Origin of the sequence: Pseudoalteromonas sp. Angola-4 (assembly GCF_028599265.1) — a bacterium.
Taxonomy (GTDB): domain Bacteria; phylum Pseudomonadota; class Gammaproteobacteria; order Enterobacterales; family Alteromonadaceae; genus Pseudoalteromonas; species Pseudoalteromonas atlantica.
Genome location: NZ_JAQREK010000005.1, coordinates 151,842 through 168,647 on the forward strand (window position 1 = coordinate 151,842; position 16,806 = coordinate 168,647).

Sequence of the window (16,806 nt, forward strand, 5' to 3'; positions counted from 1 at the left end):
ATTAGGGAATATGTCTAAAATACGTTCAATGAGTTTAACTACCCGTATCATGATTGGCATGGCACTGGGTATTGCAGTAGGCTTTTTATTTCAGGCTATATTAGCTGGTGAAGACGATTATCTAATTCCTCTTGGGTTATTCTCTTTGCCAATTAAAGCTTTTTTTGTAGATGGCCTTTTCCATGTTGGCGGACAAATTTTTATTGCCAGCTTAAAAATGTTGGTTGTGCCGCTGGTATTTGTATCGCTTGTATGTGGTACGTGTAGCTTGAGCGATCCTAAAAAATTAGGCCGTTTAGGTGGTAAATCGATTGGCTTATATTTAGTTACAACTGCCGTGGCAATTACCGTAGCTATTTCACTGGCGTTATTATTTAACCCAGGTCAAGGCATTGCACTGCCATCAGATGCAAGCTTCAATGCTAAAGAAGCCCCTACCTTAGCGCGAGTGATTATCGATATGTTCCCTACTAACCCATTCGAAGCAATGGCTAAAGGGAACATGCTGCAAGTTATTGTGTTTGCGCTTTTATTTGGTGTTTCAATGGCGCTAAGTGGCAAAGCAGGTAAACGTGTAGCCGCAGTATTTGAAGATTTAAACACGGTTATTTTAAAACTAGTAACGCTACTAATGAACATTGCGCCTTACGGTGTGTTCTTTTTAATGGCTAAACTTTTTACCACTATCGAAATGGGATTAATACTCAGCCTAGCTAAGTACTTCCTTGTAGTAGTGGCGGCGTTATTAATTCACGCGTTTATTAATTACAGTATTATTTTAAAAGTATTAACAGGCCTTAACCCGCTTACCTTTTTAGCTAAAATGAAACATGCGTGTTTATTTGGTTTTAGCACTTCAAGCTCAAGCGCGACTATGCCTATTACACTTGAAACTGCGACCAAAAAACTAGGCGCTAATAACTCGGTTGCCTCTTTTACTATTCCACTAGGCGCTACCATTAACATGGATGGCACAGCCATTATGCAGGGCGTGGCAACAGTATTTATTGCACAAGTGTTTGCTGTTGATTTGACGATTTCTGATTACTTAATGGTTATTCTAACCGCAACGCTTGCCTCGGTAGGCACTGCGGGTGTGCCTGGTGTGGGTTTAATCATGCTTGCAATGGTACTTAACCAAGTAGGTTTACCAGTAGAAGGGATTGCAATTATTATTGGTGTTGACAGATTACTCGATATGACGCGCACAGCCGTTAATATAACGGGTGACTGTATGGTAACTTGTGTGGTTGCTAAATCAGAAGGTCAATTAGATGAAACAATATTTAACGACCCGAACGCAGCTAAAGACTTAGAAGATTACCACAAATCTACTGAGTAATTATTTAAGCCCATAAAAAAACCCTTGCTAAGCAAGGGTTTTTTATTACCTTTAATAACGTTTTATGGGTTCATTGCTTTAAAACGCGACATTAAATTAACGCCTGCTTTATTTACAGAACTACTAAGCCCAATTGCTAACTTATCACTTAACCCTTTCTTAATTTTGTATTTTACTTTATATATTTGACGCTCAGCTTGTTGCTCTAATAACGCATCATCACTGGTTTTAATTACATCAACTAAGCCCTTTTCAATTGCTTGTGTTGCAAACCAGTGCTCGCCCGTTGCCACATTATCAATATTAAGTGTTGGCCGTTGGCTGCTTACAAACTCTTTAAACAAACCATGTGTTTGCTCTATTTCATCACGAAACTTTTCGCGGGCTTTATCTGTATTTTCGCCGAACAAGGTTAACGTACGTTTAAATTCGCCTGCTGTAATTTGCTCAAACTCTACATCGTTTTTCTTTAAAATTTTATTAAAGTTAGGTATTTGTGCAATTACACCAATAGAGCCAACTATAGCAAAAGGAGCCGCTAATATTTCATCGGCCACACAGGCCATCATGTAACCGCCACTCGCTGCTACTTTATCAATAGAAACCGAAAGCTTAATACCTGCAGTTTTAAAACGCTGTAATTGCGATGCAGCTAAACCATAGCCATGCACCACGCCGCCCCCACTTTCTAAGCGAACTAATACTTTATCTTTCTCAGGATTAGCAATGGCAATAATTGCGGTCACTTCTTCGCGTAGGCTTTCAACTTCATGAGCGTCCATACTACCTATAAAGTCAATAACATATAGGCGTGGCTTCGGCTCATCATTTGCCGCTTTTTTAGACTCGACTTTTTGCGCTTTATGATGCGCTTTTAACTCTTTTTTAGTTAAAGTATTTTCTAAAAAGCTGTGTTTTAAGTCATCTAGTTGCTCAGACAAATCGTCTATTTCTATGGCTCCTTTTTTAGCTTTAGGCTTTACTGCTGAACCCACAATAAGGGTTAAAATAATTGCAATAGCAATAACAAAGGTAACCGTTTTAGCAAAAAACAAACCGTATTCGTATAAAAATTCCAACTGGTCTCTCCATTTATAAATTTAAGCTAATTTATCATGCTTTATAACAAAAAAAAGCCACTAAACAGTGGCTTTTCAAGGTTAATAAGGTATTTGCTGATTAATCAGTCACAACCTCTGGGTTACTGACTAATAACATACGCCCGCGTGCAGCTAAATAAGTAGCTACTTGGAGCTGCATTTCAGCGTTTGCTGCTGCACTGCCCTCAACTGTTGCCGCTTGGGCATCGTCTTGTGCTGGCGTTAAAATTGAGCCATGGTGCCCTTTTGTAAATTTCACCAAATAACTCGCCGGGGTTTCACTTAGTGCTTGTGAAGTGCTTACTGTTTCAAGCCCCATAAATGTTGCTAACGGAATTGTGCCCGATATAGGATTATTTGCTGCCGCTGGCGGAATAACCTGGTCTGGTTTGTTATCTGCGCCATCGCCTACAACTACATTAGTGTATACAGGGGTACCTAAAGCATTTACCGCTGCTGCGTAATTTGTTGGGTCTCCGCTATCAAGTGCTGTTTGCGCTGCAAAAGCAAACTCGGTCATTACCGCTTGGATGTTGGCAAGTTTTGTAGTTTCCCCTGCCGTAGTAAGTGAGGTTACATACGCCTGATAGCCACAAGTTAAAAACGCTTCCATATCTGGTAATAATGTACCACAGTTTGAAATAGCATCCGCTTGTAAAAACTCGTTAAACTCTTGCGATTCTGCTGTACCAGCTTGCGATAATACAGAGCCTTGAATAAATGGCCCAAACGCAGCCGATTCAAGTAAAAAGCTTGCTATGCCGCCACCGCCACTGGCAAGTGCTACCGTGTTTACCTTAAATAATGGGTCAACTGTATCTGCAAGCGGAGTATTAGCCTGAGCTATAAATGCAGGTGCAACAATAGAGCCTAAAGAATGCCCTACATAGGTTACATCTTGTGCGTTAATCGTCGCATCATTAATAAAGTTTAAACCTAAGCGTAAGCCTAATAAATCTGCTGATGATTGACGCAAGCTATCACGAGCCACTAATAATGAGTTTAAGTTCATGTAACTTAGTACTGAGCCCGTCGTTGCATTAAAGTCATCTGTTCCATCAGCATCAACATCTACACCACGCTCACCATGGCGAGGATGGTCAATCGCCGCTGTGGCAAAACCTTGAATTGAAAGTTGTGCAGTGAGTGCCAACATGCTTTCTTTGTCGGTTGTTATACCGTGTTGCATAATAACAACTGGCCAACCAGTTTCTGGCATTTCAATTGGATCAAGACCTTGTGAATCACGAATAAAATTAATAACCGGTAAAATAGGTTTGGTTATTTGCACTGGCACATTCGCCATGCTTTGCACTTTAGGAATAGAGTTATACTTAGTTAAATGACGCGTAGTGTCTAAACCTAAATCACGCAACTGTCCGTCACTTAGCGCAGCACAAAGCCCATCATTATCGCTAATTGGCTCTGCAGGGAAAGCCTCGCCTGCTGCAGCTTTGTAACCTAAAACAGCTACCGCGTTGTCACACATACCTTGCCAATATGTATCATTTAAATCACTTATTTCAGTGCCTGTTGGAGTGCCTAAATACATAGGTAACATAACGCTACCTTTTAAATATTGCACACCAGAGAACGCATCCGATACGCTAACACCCGCAGCTGCAAATACTTGCTGCACATTTACCATTGCTTGTTCAGGTACACTTACCATTGGTGTTGGCAAAGCATCATTTTGTAAGCTAGCTGCCAGTAAGTTTTTAATTGTGCCAAGCACAGGACCTGCTGATTGAATGGTCATAGCAGCAGAAAATATAATATCATCTTTAGTAATATCACCTGAGCTTACAACCACATTCTCATAGCTATTTACTGCCGCTTGAAGACCAAGCTGAGCATCAGTAATCAATGGCGCTTCTTCACTTACAGAAGCGTAAGTAGAAGAAGGCTGAATAGAACGCCCTTGAGAGTCTTTTAATCCAGTAGTTAATACATTTATGTAAGAACTTCCTGGTGTGAAAGGTTTTAATGGGATAATAGCAACTGCATCGCCAGAGGCTTGAGAAATGAAGTCTACGCCGTAGGTTAATTCACCTACCAATTTACACGCTGAACCAGCTGTAACAACAGCACATTCGGCATCAGTTAAGCTTGCGCCCATAACCACTTCAAAAATTCTTACTGTACCAGGCGACGCTGCAGAGGTTTCATCAAGCGATACACCTGTAGGGAAAGTTAAATCAATTTTGTAAGGCACTTGCGATGACCAGCCATCTAACGCACCTAGCGCTAATTGCGGATCTGCATAAGCAGTGCGAGGCACAGAGACGTTATCATCGTCTAATTCACCTGGAATATTAATTGTGCCGTCTTGAGTGCCGCTCATTAATAAATCGTTAGGGACAGATAAAACCCCATTCGCAGGGTCAAAGGTCACCGTGGCATTAGGTATTATGGTTGCAGTATCGTTTTTAACATCTTCTAATGTTTCTCCGCCGCCACAACCTGCTAACGCAGCTGTAACCGAGAGTGAGAGTAGCATTTTTTTCATATTGTTGGCTCCGCACATATCTTTATTTTTATAGTGTGTTCGTTCAAAGTAAGTGTGTTTAATCAGTGTAGTAAAGTTAAAACAATGTAATCAGTTTATTAATGAGACATTAGACCAGTTAAACTTAACGTAAAGTTTATAATTCCGCCACCTAAATTTTCAATAAATTCGATTACTTGACGATTTGCTATGTTAAAATCAAAAAAATTTTATAAATTGGTATTTATATGCAAACTTATCAAGCAACTCCAAATGCACTTCAAAATAAAGTAATTTTAATTACAGGTGCCGGCGATGGTATTGGCCGCGTAGCAGCAATTACCTATGCAAAGCATGGCGCGACAGTTATTTTACTTGGTAAAACTACAAATAAGCTCGAATGCGTTTACGATGAGATTGTCAATGCTGGTTACCCTCAGCCTGCTATTGTGCCAATGGACTTAAAAGGCGCGACAAAACAAAACTACCGCGATTTAGCAGCCACTATCGAAAGTCAATTTGGCCGATTAGACGGCTTATTAAATAATGCCGGTATTTTAGGTTCGCTCGGGCCACTTGAGCACTTTTGCTCTTCTACGTTTGAAAATATCATGAAAGTAAATGTTACTGCGCAAGCAATGATCACCAAAGCGCTATTCCCTGTGCTGCGTAAATCAGAAAATGCCTCTATTGTTTTCACTTCATCAAGCGTTGGCCGTAAAGGGCGCGAATTTTGGGGGCCTTATGCAATATCTAAATTTGCAGTTGAAGGCATGATGCAAACATGGGCCTGCGAAGTAGGTAAAACCAATATCCGTGTAAATTGTATAAACCCTGGCGCAACGCGTACCTCTATGCGTGCATCAGCGTATCCAGGGGAGGATCGCGATAAGCTTGCTACCCCAGAAGATTTAATGCCAACGTATTTATATTTAATGAGTGATGACTCGAGTGATGTAAACGGTGAATCTCTCGATGCGCAACAAAAAAAATAAACTACATTTTTAATTATAAAAAAAGCCGCATACATTGCGGCTTTTTTGTCGGTGATTTTTGGTAATTATACCAATTAGCTTAATTAAATTATCTATTTTAAGGCTAGAAAAACGTGTTGATCGCTAGGCAAAAAATTCACAATTTAGCTGTGCTAAATGAGCATTTTTTTACCTAGGTAGCGACACGTTTAGCCCCGCAAAATGATTAAGTATTATTGCGGGTTAGTATTACTTACGCTTAGTTTGCTTAACACGTTGGTTATGCTTTTTAACCGCTTTACGAATTTGGTTAATTTTAGCACGCTTGTCTTTGCGTTTTTCAGGCATAACCGACAGTTTAGTTTGTGTTTCGCGGCCTAATTTAACGGTTTTGCGTAAATAGTTAACGGTTTCTAAATCAAGTTCAGCCCAGCCACCTTGAGGAAGGCGCTTATCTAGCTCTAATTTTCCGTAACGAATACGAATAAGGCGCGATACTTCTACATCCTGCGATTGCCATAAGCGGCGAACTTCGCGGTTACGTCCTTCGTTTAGCGTTACATTGTACCAGCGGTTAATGCCTTCACCACCCAAAGATTTAACCGTTAAAAATTTAGCAGGACCATCTTCAAGCTCTACGCCACGCGTTAAGTTTTTAATGGTTTCATTGGTCACTTCACCAAATACACGGGCTGAATATTCACGCTCAACTTCATAACTTGGGTGCATTAAGCGGTTCGCTAACTCACCATCGTTGGTAAATAACATTAAACCTGCTGTGTTAATATCTAGTCGACCAACAGCAATCCAACGCTCACCGTCTATGCGTGGTAAACGGTCAAAAACAGTACGACGTCCTTCTGGGTCTTTACGTGTACTTAACTCCCCTTCTGGCTTGTTGTACATAATTACACGACAAATACGGTCGGCTTTTTCTTCAATTTTTACGCTGTGGCCATCAACACGTATTAAGTCTGTTTCCTCAACACGGTCACCTAATTTAGCCACTTTACCATTAACACTTACGCGGTTTGCATCAATGTATTTTTCCATTTCACGTCGTGAGCCTACCCCTGCACGGGCTAGGACTTTTTGTAACTTTTCACCTTGAATACTCATTCGGATGGTTCTCTCACAGAAGGATCACTTAATAACTGGTTTATTTTACTTTCCTGTTGCGCTGGCAATGCAGGGAGTTCATCTAAACCGGTTAACGAAAAATAATCTAAAAATAATTTTGTTGTTGCATAAAGCGCTGGTTTACCAGGTACTTCTTTATGCCCTACTACTTTAACCCACTCTCGCTCAAGGAGGGTTTTAATAATTGCTGTTCCGGTTGTTACGCCTCGTACTTGCTCTATTTCACCACGCGTTATTGGTTGCCTGTAGGCAATTAACGACAATGTTTCTAGTAGTGCGCGAGAGTACTTAGGTGCCCGTTCTTGCCATAAATTACTAAGCCAAGGGCTTAAACTACTACACGCTTGAAAGCGATAGCCACTGCCTACTTCAACTAGCTTAATGCCACGTGTTTGATAGTGGGTATGTATAGCGTCTATCGCAGTGTTAATTCGTGACATAGAAATAGCTAAATCAGCCAATACAGTATCTTTTAAGTGGCGTTTGCTAACAGGTTTGTCTGCGACAAATATAGCCGCTTCAATGATCTCAATTAATTGTTCATCACTAATTCGACGACCCACCATAATATTTTGCTTTGCCCTTTAAAATACGTAGCCATCTATTATGACAGAACATCGCAAAAGGGGGAAAATATATCTGCTTTTAAAACAAATTAAATGCACAAAAAAGCCAGCAATTAATGCTGGCTCTTATGTGTAGCGTATTTAGCTAATATTAGCTATTTTTATAATGCTTTAGTGCATCATCTTCAGCAACGGCTTTGCCGTATTTGCTAATGTAGCCTTTAAACTCACCTTTACTGATGCGTTTATCATTGTTGCCATCCATGTAACCAAAATGGTTTGAAATATCATCATCGTCAGCTTCTTCTACTGAGATGTAACCATTTTTGTCGTTATCTAAACTTCTAAAATCATTTTCGATTTTATCAAATTTAGCTATCTTAGCCTTAAATGCCGACTCACTTACTTCGCTATCAGTCGCTACCTTACCGGTATTTAACTGCATGTAAGTGTTAAATTCTTTACGACTGATCTCGTTATCCATATTGGTATCAATATTTGAAAAGTGGCCCCAGATGCTATCGTCATCTGCTTCTACTTTTGAAATATAACCATCACTGTCGTTATCTAAACTTGCAAAATCGCTATCGATTTTTTCAAGGCCTTGGTTTGAGGCACATGCGGCTAAACTTAACGAAGCTAAAATAGTTGTTGCGAGTGTTAACTTTTTCATAAGACGTATCCTTGTAGTTAGTAAATGTCACTTTAACTAATACAAGTCCAATGCCAAAGTGCACAAGCCGCCAACAATCAATAAGTTACGTGAGTTTAGATTATTTTATATACATTAATCAATTACTTAGCTTTGCAATGATTGCTGCATACCTTGTAATTTTTGCAAAAAAATACCCAGTACAAACTGGGCATTATTTTAATCTACAAGTTACCGCGCAATTAGATTGCTGCGTTTTGGTAACGCTTTACAAATTCAGTTACGTTTTGTCCGTTACACTTTAACGAGTTTAAGTTACCAATTTTTTGGCGAACAGGCGCAAGGCCTTGCTTTAACGCTGTGATACATAACTGTGTTTCTTGGTGTGTATCTTTTGCAAACACTTCAACTTTTGATTCAGCAGCTTGGTTAGACGTTACTTTTTTAGCAATGTCGCGAATATCTTGACCATTACATAAAACACTTTTAGAAAAACGCGATAAGTATACACCGTGTTGTGCTGCTTCTTTACGCGCTACGCTAAAGCCTTCATTTGCACTTAATACACATAATTTAGATTCAAGTTTATTATCTTGGCTAAAGTAAGTGTTGCTTTTTGCTGATACAGACGCAGAGGCTAATAAAGCAGTAGCTAAAAGTAATTGTGTTTTCATGAGAGAGATCCTATTTGAACGGCTAAACAAGTAATTTTTGCGCATTATATATTCAATAATTACGAGATCAATTGAATTTTTTATTTATTTAAATAATTAATAAAGCATTTACAATGTTTAAACTTTACGCACCAATTGATCAACATTTACGCAGCTATTTTCTCATTTCGATCATGTTATGTAGGCTTATTTGCTGATACAATTTAGTTATAAAAACAGAGTCTAATTAAAGGTAAATTTTATGAAGGTTATTTCTTTCAATATCAATGGTCTGCGAGCTCGCTTACACCAGTTACAAGCAATTATAGATAAACACCAGCCAGACATTATTGGTTTGCAAGAAATTAAAGTTCATGATGAGGCGTTCCCTCTCGAGGACGTACAAAAAATGGGTTACCACGTTTATTTTCATGGTCAAAAAGCGCACTACGGTGTGGCAATGTTATGCAAAAATGAGCCTAAATCGGTCTTAAAAGGTTTTGCCAGCGACACTGAAGAAGCACAAAAACGCATGATAAGTGTGACAGTTGAGCAAGAAAATGGCCGCGACCTAACAGTAATGAATGGTTATTTCCCACAAGGCGATAATATAAATCACGAAACAAAATTCCCTTATAAGCGCCAGTTTTACAAAGATTTAATGTCCCATTTAGAAACAAACCACACGCCCGATGAAGACGTTATCGTTATGGGCGATATCAATATTTCGCCTACCGATTTAGATATTGGTATTGGTGAAGTAAACGCTAAACGCTGGCTTAAAACAGGTAAGTGCTCGTTTCAACCAGAGGAGCGCGAATGGCTTGCTAAATTATTAAATTGGGGCTTTAAAGATACCTTCAGAGAGCAAAACCCTGATACAAGCGACAAATACTCGTGGTTTGATTATCGCTCTAAAGGGTTTGTGGATAATCGTGGCCTACGTATTGATGTTGTACTTGCTACCCATGCCCTTGCCGAGCGCTGTATTGATACCGGCATAGATTACGAATTACGCGGCATAGAAAAGCCCTCTGACCATGCCCCTATTTGGTCAACTTTTAAATAATTGCTATGTTAACGCTTAAAATGCAAGGGCTACTTTGGGCCCTTGTTTTAATTATTACCTTTATAAGCGTAGAAAAAAATACCTATAAAGCACTTTATAAAACGCCTGCACGGCAAATAGGGGTACTTGCGTGTGCGTTAGTGTTTGCCATGTTATGGCAAATTAAAGCGGGTATTTTAAGCGGTCTTGATTTACACATTTTAGGTGTAACTGCCGCAACGCTAATTTTAGGGTGGCGCCTTGCTATTTTAAGTAGCCTGCTGGCCAGTGCCCTATTGGCGGCTTTTGCAAACATTGATCTTAACCTTTTGCCCATGCAAATACTGTTTGGTGCATTTATTCCTACATTATTAAGCTACCTTGGCTTTATAATGAGTTATCAGTATTTACCGCGTCACTTTTTTGTTTATATTTTTGTATGCTCTTTTATATTGGCAGGCTTTATTGCATGTCTAAAAATAAGCTTAGGGGCTTTGTTTTATTTGCTTATAGGGCAATATAATTGGCAAGAATTGGCAGATAATTACGTATACTTAAGTGCTATCATTTGGTTTCCTGAGGCAATGCTTAACGGTATGGCCATTACGCTTTTGATCACTTATCGGCCACACTGGGTCAAAACTTTTTATGATAAGGACTACCTAGACTCATGAGTCTGCAATACCAATGCCCTTTATGTAACCACGCACTTTTAAAACATAATTCATCACTTAGATGTGACAATAATCACACCTTCGACTTTGCCAAAGAAGGCTATGTAAATTTATTACCGGTGCAACACAAAAACTCAAAGCAACCGGGTGATTCGCTTGAAATGGTACAAGCAAGACGTGCTTTTTTAGAGCAAGGCTTTTACGCATTTTTACAGCGCGCACTAAGTAATATAATTAGTGAGCGCAAACCAAACGTGCTAATAGATTTAGGCTGCGGCGAAGGATTTTATACTCATGCCATTGCCGATAAAATAGAGGCGCAGGTATACGGCGTCGATATTTCTAAATCAGCCGTAAAATATGCAGCAAAGCGATACCCACAATGTCATTTTAGCGTTGCATCAATTAGCCAGGCGCCTTTTAAGTCAGGCACTGCTGACGTATTACTGAGTGTTTTTGCGCCTCTGTTTGAGCAAGAGCTGGCGCGTTTAGCAGCGCCAAATGCCACATTAGTAGTTGCAAGCCCAGGGCCGTGGCATTTAAAAGAGCTTAAAGAATATATTTATGCAGATGTAGCAAAACACACTGAAATTGACACGCCAAGCGGCTTTATAAAAGCAGATCAAAAGCTCATTACAGAGCAGGTTACGCTTAATTTTTCAGATATTAAAAATTTAATAATGATGACACCATTTGCGTGGAAATTTAGACCTGAACATTGGCAAACTCTTGAAGAAAAAGGCGCCCAAAGCGTCACCCTATCGTTTTACATTACCGAGTTTAGTAAAGCCGATTGATGTTTTAATAACGAGTGTTTGTGAGGAAATTACTAACAGGCTATATTGAGTCAGCTCATATGCCAGAGGGAGTGTTATAAATAAATAGAGCAAAGCGTGCGCTCTGCTCATACACTTATAGATAAATGCGCTCTAAAATTGCTCTTTAGTAAACGCTTTATCCATTTTATCAAACATGTCTTTTAATAAGTGTGCAAGTTCCATATAACGGGGCTTGTTTTCGCTTATTTGGGCTTGATAGCCATTTGCCACCATTTTGGTATATAACTCGTTGTACCATTTTTGCATGCTCGGTTCTAATGGTGTTTCGGCTCGCTTACCTAACCAAAACAAGCCTTGCAACGGCAACGATAAAAAAAACAATGCACTGGCAATCGCTTGCGGTAAAAAATCGGGGCCTAAATAGTTAAGCTGAAAAAATAACGTAAGCATGGCTAATATTGGCATTACAGTAATTGCCAGCTCGGTTGCCTTAATTACTTTAAATTCGTTAAACAACGGTGCTAACTCTTTACGCATAGGCCATTTTTTTGCATATGCCCTACCCGTTTGTAATTGTGACATCACACTTTTTTGCATCATGACTCCTCACATCTAAACTTTTAAACCCGTAGCGCCTGCTTGCCACTGCCTGTAAGTGTAACACAAATAAATAGCTTCACACTTTAGCAGTAAAAGTTATTGTTTTTGTATATATAAGCAACTAAACACTAAACTAAATTTATTAACTGGGTTAAAATACTCATCTTATAAATTAGACTTTAGTCGCTTTTTTATCACCTATATGGTGGCTAAGTTTACCTTTAATTTGCACCATAAGTGTATTGTTCATATCTTAACGTACACTTACTAAATTTATTGTTTATGGAAACTGTATCTATGCCAACTACGCCCTCTAAATCACAACACGTTTTAGTATTAAACTGTGGTAGTTCGAGTTTAAAATTTGCCATTATTGATGCTGATAACGGGCATGAAATTATTTCGGGCTTAGCTGAACGCCTAGGTTCAGAAAATCCATCTATTAAATATAAATACCAAGGTGATAAAACCGTTATCACCTTAGCTGCTAATCAAGCGCATGGTGAAGCCATTAATACGCTTGTAAGCCTAATTAAAGATCACCACTTAGATGAGCATTTAATTGCCGTAGGCCATCGTGTTGTACACGGTGGTGAGCACTTTACTCAATCTGCATTAGTGGATGAAAAAGTCATTGCGGGTATTTCAGATGCTTCAAGCCTTGCCCCTTTACATGGCCATGCAAACTTACTGGGTATTTCATCAGCGCAGGCTTCGTTTGCTGGTTTGCCACAGGTTGCTGTTTTTGACACTGCATTTCATCAAACCATGGATAAAGTAGCCTACTTATATGCACTCCCTTACAAGCTATACACAGAGCACGGTGTTCGCCGTTACGGTATGCACGGCACAAGCCACTATTATGTAGCAGGCCAAACCGCTAAATTAATTAATAAGCCTGTTGAGCAAAGCAATTTTATTAGTGCGCATTTAGGTAATGGTTGTTCTGTGTGTGCAATTAAAGGCGGTAAAAGTGTAGATACTAGCATGGGCTTAACCCCGCTTGCTGGGTTAGTAATGGGCACCCGCAGTGGTGATATCGACCCTGGTTTATTTAACTTTTTAACAACACAACTTAATTACGATGCAAAACAAATCGACAACTTACTTAATAAAGAAAGTGGTTTGTTAGGTATTAGTGAACTGTCTAACGACTGCAGAACCATAGAAGAAGCCGCTGTAGCTGGCCATGAAAAAGCCGCCCTTGCACTTGACATTTTTTGCTACCGCCTTGCTAAACAAATTGCCGCCTACATGGTGCCATTACAGCAGTTAGATGCGCTTATTTTTACCGGTGGTATAGGCGAAAACTCAGATATTATCCGCGAAAAAGTAATCACACAACTAACGTTTTTAGGCCTAGATTGCGATAAACAAGCCAACTTAGATGCGCGATTTGGTAATGAAGGCATTATTAGCTCTGACAACGCGATCACTAAAGCGGTTGTAATGCCAACTAATGAAGAATGGGTAATTGCCCTTGATGCCGCTAACATTGTGAAGGAGCTTTAATTATGGCACGTCGTATTATGTTAATTCCGGTTTCTACGGGTGTTGGTTTAACATCTGTTTCTGTCGGGTTAGTGCGTGCGCTTGAGCAAAAAACCGTGAAAGTTAACTTTTTCAAGCCAATTGCCCAACCACGTACGGGTGAAACAGGCCCTGAAAAGTCGACTCAAATTATTATGCAAGGCTCATCAATTACCCCACCAACTCCCTTTGCATTAAGCTATGCAGAGCAAATGATTGGCGATGGTAAAGGCGATGATTTACTAGAAGAAATAGTAGAGCGCTTTGAAAGTAAAATTAACGATGACGAGGTAGCTATTATTGAAGGTATGGTGCCTACTCGCCGCCAACCTTATGCTGGGCGTGTAAACCGCGAAATAGCCCAAACTCTGGGTGCCGATATTGTATTTGTATTAACCCCTGGTAATTACACCATTACGCAAATTGAAGACCGTTTAGAAATTGCTGCTGGGTATTATGGTGGCATTGATCACCCGCGTGTTTTAGGCTGTATTTTTAACAAAGTGAATGCCCCGCTTGATGAAGAAGGCCGCGCCCGCGCTGATTTGGTCGATTCATACAAAGCAGAAGAGCTCGATAACGAATTAAACCGTTTAGCTTCTTTACCTATTTTTAGAAAAAACCCATTTATGCTGTTAGGCGCCATCCCGTGGGACTTTGATTTAGTTGCGCCGCGCGTTAAAGATTTAAGCGCGTATTTAAAAGCCACCATAATTAACGAAGGCGACATGCTACACCGTCGCTTACGCCGTATTACGTTTTGTGCGCGTACCGTATCAAACATTTTGAACCACTTTACACCGGGCGCATTATTAGTCACCCCGGGCGATCGTTCAGATATTTTAGTCGCTGCGTGTTTGTCGGCCATGAACGGCACTAAAATTGGTGCTATTTTACTTACCGGTGGTTTTGAACCAGAGCCGCGTATAATGGCGCTGTGTGAACAAGCAATGCAAACAGGCTTGCCTATTTTAGCCACAGAGGCCGATACTTGGCGTACATCATTACTACTGCATAATTTTAATATGGAAGTACCAAGCGATGATGACCAACGTATTGAAAAAGTAAAAGATCACAACGCAGAATATATCGATTCTGATTGGCTCGATACGCTTGCAAAAAATGTTGGCAAAACACGTAAGCTCTCTCCTCCTGCGTTTCGTTATTTACTTACAGATAAAGCCCGTAAAGCAGCTAAAACAGTGGTACTTCCTGAAGGAAATGAGCCGCGTACTATTAAAGCCGCGGCTATTTGTGGACAACGTGGAATTGCAAAAACAGTATTACTTGGCGATCGCGATGAAATAATGCGTATTGCCGAGCAACAAGGTATTGAGCTTAACGAACATGTAAGTATTGTTGAGCCAAAATCGGTGATTAACGACTATGTTGCACCTATGGTCGAAATTCGTAAAAGCAAAGGCTTAACAGAAGTCGTAGCACAAGAGCAATTACAAGATAATGTTGTACTGGGCACTATGATGCTTGAGCAAGGTAAAGTCGATGGCTTAGTATCTGGCGCTGTTAACACAACAGCTAATACAATTCGCCCACCGCTACAGCTAATTAAAACCGCTCCAGGGTCATCACTTGTATCGTCTGTGTTTTTTATGCTGCTGCCTGACCAAGTACTGGTATATGGCGACTGTGCAATTAACCCCGACCCTAATGCAGAACAATTAGCAGATATCGCTATTCAGTCAGCCGACTCTGCAGCCGCGTTTGGCATAGAGCCACGTGTTGCCATGATAAGCTACAGCACAGGTACTTCTGGCTCTGGCGCCGATGTTGAAAAAGTGCGTGAAGCCACGCAAATTGCTCAACAAAAACGTCCTGATTTAATTATTGATGGGCCATTGCAATACGACGCTGCGATTATGGAAAATGTTGCTCTTAAAAAAGCACCAAATAGCCCAGTAGCCGGTAAAGCTACGGTATTTATTTTCCCAGACCTTAATACCGGTAACACAACCTACAAAGCCGTACAACGTAGTGCCGATCTAATCAGCATAGGGCCTATGCTACAAGGTATGCGAAAGCCCGTTAACGATTTAAGCCGTGGCGCATTAGTCGATGACATAGTGTACACCATTGCACTTACGGCTATTCAAGCAGCTCAAGTTGAAGCGCTCGAAAACGCCTAAATCAAACTAGTGCTTTTTATAGCCTAGCTAATATTTACTTATTAATTAGTTAGTTAGGCTATTTATACCTACCAATTCCCATACTTATCCACAGAAATTGTGGGTAAGTTTTAAATCCTTATTACCCACAGTCACACAGCCTTTATTTTAGTGGCTGTTACACCTTTAATTTAAAGCCAATAATCTATACTATTAACTGACTCTATACGCTGTTTGCAGGTTATTAATGTCAAAACAAACATTACAATTACACAGCACGCTGTTGTCAATTCATAGTTTAGAAGTGGATGCAGACATTCCTGTAGCGCTATTAAAATTACCCCTATTTTTTATTTCTAAAACTCACGATGAGCTTTCTATTGTTTGCCCTAGTCATTTTGCTATTGAGTGTTTAGATACAGAGCCTGATTGGCAAGCACTTGAAGTGGTTGGCCCGTTGGGGTTTTCTTTAACGGGGATTATGGCCAATATATCTGGCGTGCTTGCAAAGGCTAATATTTCTATTTTTTCTATCTCAACCTACGACACAGATTATATTTTGGTAAAAAAACACACTGCGCAGCAAGCCATCACTGCACTTAAAAACGATGGCTACAATTTAGTAGTAGATCAATAAATGAGAGCAGCCTCTATCGAATTTTTAGCGCAAAATAAGCTCCCCGCCAGCGCATTAAAAATTACCAGCCCCTTTAGCGGCAAAGTCATTGATTTGAACCTGCACCCTGAGCCCTTTTTTAAATTTTCTACCCTTGGGCCAACTATGTTGGTTGCACTAAGTAATCATAAAATTTTAGCGCCCTTTGATGGCACTTTAGTGCAGGTTAAAAATGCAGGATGTGAATTTATTCTCCAAGCAAATAACGGTTTAAAGGTTCTCATTAACTTGTCACTACCGGCGCAGCAGCCTATTACACACACACATATTGCACAGCTAAATGGCAGCAAAATAAGTAAAGGGCAGCGCTTAGCTTACTTTGATTTACGCGAACTTAAATCGCCCTTACTAGCCAGCTTGGTGCTATTAAATGGCCATAACTTAGGCACTTTTCATTATTCACACACGCACGTAAATGCGGGTGTAGACCCCCTTTTAACTATTATTAAGAAGAACTAAAC

Annotated in this window: 16 protein-coding genes; 9 read left to right on the forward strand and 7 right to left on the reverse strand. The window is 40.0% G+C overall.

Going from position 1 to position 16,806, the window contains the following annotated elements:
- The first annotated feature begins 10 nt into the window (after positions 1-10).
- Entirely contained in the window at positions 11-1,342 is a 1,332-nt protein-coding gene (locus PSH48_RS08775; protein ID WP_004587790.1) for a dicarboxylate/amino acid:cation symporter, read from the forward strand.
- A 62-nt stretch (positions 1,343-1,404) separates the two neighbouring features.
- Here PSH48_RS08775 and sohB read toward each other — a convergent pair whose 3' ends face one another.
- Both sohB and PSH48_RS08785 read right to left on the reverse strand, forming a co-directional pair.
- Positions 1,405-2,421 (reverse strand): protease SohB, encoded by a 1,017-nt coding sequence (sohB, locus tag PSH48_RS08780; protein ID WP_029772521.1) that lies wholly within the window; start codon positions 2,419-2,421, stop codon positions 1,405-1,407.
- Positions 2,422-2,521: 100 nt separating this feature from the next.
- Positions 2,522-4,951 carry a VolA/Pla-1 family phospholipase gene (locus PSH48_RS08785; RefSeq protein ID WP_024034033.1) on the reverse strand — a complete coding sequence of 810 codons (2,430 nt, stop codon included), beginning with the start codon at positions 4,949-4,951 and terminating at the stop codon, positions 2,522-2,524.
- Positions 4,952-5,178: 227 nt separating this feature from the next.
- Between PSH48_RS08785 and PSH48_RS08790 the strand changes: the two genes are divergently transcribed.
- Positions 5,179-5,925: a YciK family oxidoreductase gene (locus tag PSH48_RS08790; protein ID WP_004587787.1), complete on the forward strand. Its 747-nt coding sequence runs from the start codon at positions 5,179-5,181 to the stop codon at positions 5,923-5,925.
- Between the two features lie 228 nt (positions 5,926-6,153).
- Here PSH48_RS08790 and rluB read toward each other — a convergent pair whose 3' ends face one another.
- From rluB to PSH48_RS08810, 4 genes are all read right to left on the reverse strand, one after another.
- Positions 6,154-7,023, reverse strand: a complete 870-nt coding sequence (gene rluB, locus PSH48_RS08795; protein WP_004587786.1) for a 23S rRNA pseudouridine(2605) synthase RluB — start codon at positions 7,021-7,023, stop codon at positions 6,154-6,156.
- Entirely contained in the window at positions 7,020-7,610 is a 591-nt protein-coding gene (scpB, locus tag PSH48_RS08800; protein WP_273611368.1) for an SMC-Scp complex subunit ScpB, read from the reverse strand. The genes rluB and scpB overlap by 4 nt, the downstream gene beginning before the upstream one ends.
- A gap of 151 nt (positions 7,611-7,761) precedes the next feature.
- Positions 7,762-8,283: an EF-hand domain-containing protein gene (locus tag PSH48_RS08805; protein ID WP_004587784.1), complete on the reverse strand. Its 522-nt coding sequence runs from the start codon at positions 8,281-8,283 to the stop codon at positions 7,762-7,764.
- A 221-nt stretch (positions 8,284-8,504) separates the two neighbouring features.
- Positions 8,505-8,936: an exonuclease III gene (locus PSH48_RS08810; RefSeq protein ID WP_273611369.1), complete on the reverse strand. Its 432-nt coding sequence runs from the start codon at positions 8,934-8,936 to the stop codon at positions 8,505-8,507.
- A gap of 241 nt (positions 8,937-9,177) precedes the next feature.
- Between PSH48_RS08810 and xthA the strand changes: the two genes are divergently transcribed.
- The 3 genes from xthA to PSH48_RS08825 are packed head-to-tail and all read left to right on the forward strand — an operon-like array spanning position 9,178 to position 11,434.
- On the forward strand, positions 9,178-9,984 hold the full coding sequence (gene xthA / locus PSH48_RS08815; protein WP_273611370.1) for an exodeoxyribonuclease III: 807 nt from the start codon (positions 9,178-9,180) through the stop codon (positions 9,982-9,984).
- Positions 9,985-9,989: 5 nt separating this feature from the next.
- Entirely contained in the window at positions 9,990-10,637 is a 648-nt protein-coding gene (locus PSH48_RS08820) for an energy-coupling factor ABC transporter permease (protein WP_024034028.1), read from the forward strand.
- Positions 10,634-11,434, forward strand: a complete 801-nt coding sequence (locus PSH48_RS08825) for a putative RNA methyltransferase (protein ID WP_029772082.1) — start codon at positions 10,634-10,636, stop codon at positions 11,432-11,434. Before PSH48_RS08820 ends, PSH48_RS08825 begins: the two co-directional genes overlap by 4 nt.
- A 132-nt stretch (positions 11,435-11,566) precedes the next feature.
- Here the strand turns inward: PSH48_RS08825 and yfbV are convergent, their stop codons facing one another.
- Positions 11,567-12,013, reverse strand: a complete 447-nt coding sequence (gene yfbV, locus PSH48_RS08830; RefSeq protein ID WP_024034026.1) for a terminus macrodomain insulation protein YfbV — start codon at positions 12,011-12,013, stop codon at positions 11,567-11,569.
- Between the two features lie 300 nt (positions 12,014-12,313).
- On the opposite strand from yfbV, the gene PSH48_RS08835 reads away from it, so the two are divergent.
- The 4 genes from PSH48_RS08835 to PSH48_RS08850 all read left to right on the forward strand — a co-directional run bounded on the left by PSH48_RS08835 (position 12,314) and on the right by PSH48_RS08850 (position 16,804).
- Complete coding sequence (locus tag PSH48_RS08835; RefSeq protein ID WP_273611371.1) at positions 12,314-13,528, forward strand: acetate kinase; 1,215 nt, start codon at positions 12,314-12,316, stop codon at positions 13,526-13,528.
- Between the two features lie 2 nt (positions 13,529-13,530).
- Positions 13,531-15,690 carry a phosphate acetyltransferase gene (gene pta, locus PSH48_RS08840; protein ID WP_004587777.1) on the forward strand — a complete coding sequence of 720 codons (2,160 nt, stop codon included), beginning with the start codon at positions 13,531-13,533 and terminating at the stop codon, positions 15,688-15,690.
- A gap of 226 nt (positions 15,691-15,916) precedes the next feature.
- Positions 15,917-16,306: an ACT domain-containing protein gene (locus PSH48_RS08845; protein WP_004587776.1), complete on the forward strand. Its 390-nt coding sequence runs from the start codon at positions 15,917-15,919 to the stop codon at positions 16,304-16,306.
- On the forward strand, positions 16,307-16,804 hold the full coding sequence (locus PSH48_RS08850; protein ID WP_121637383.1) for a PTS glucose transporter subunit IIA: 498 nt from the start codon (positions 16,307-16,309) through the stop codon (positions 16,802-16,804).
- Positions 16,805-16,806: the final 2 nt, after the last annotated feature.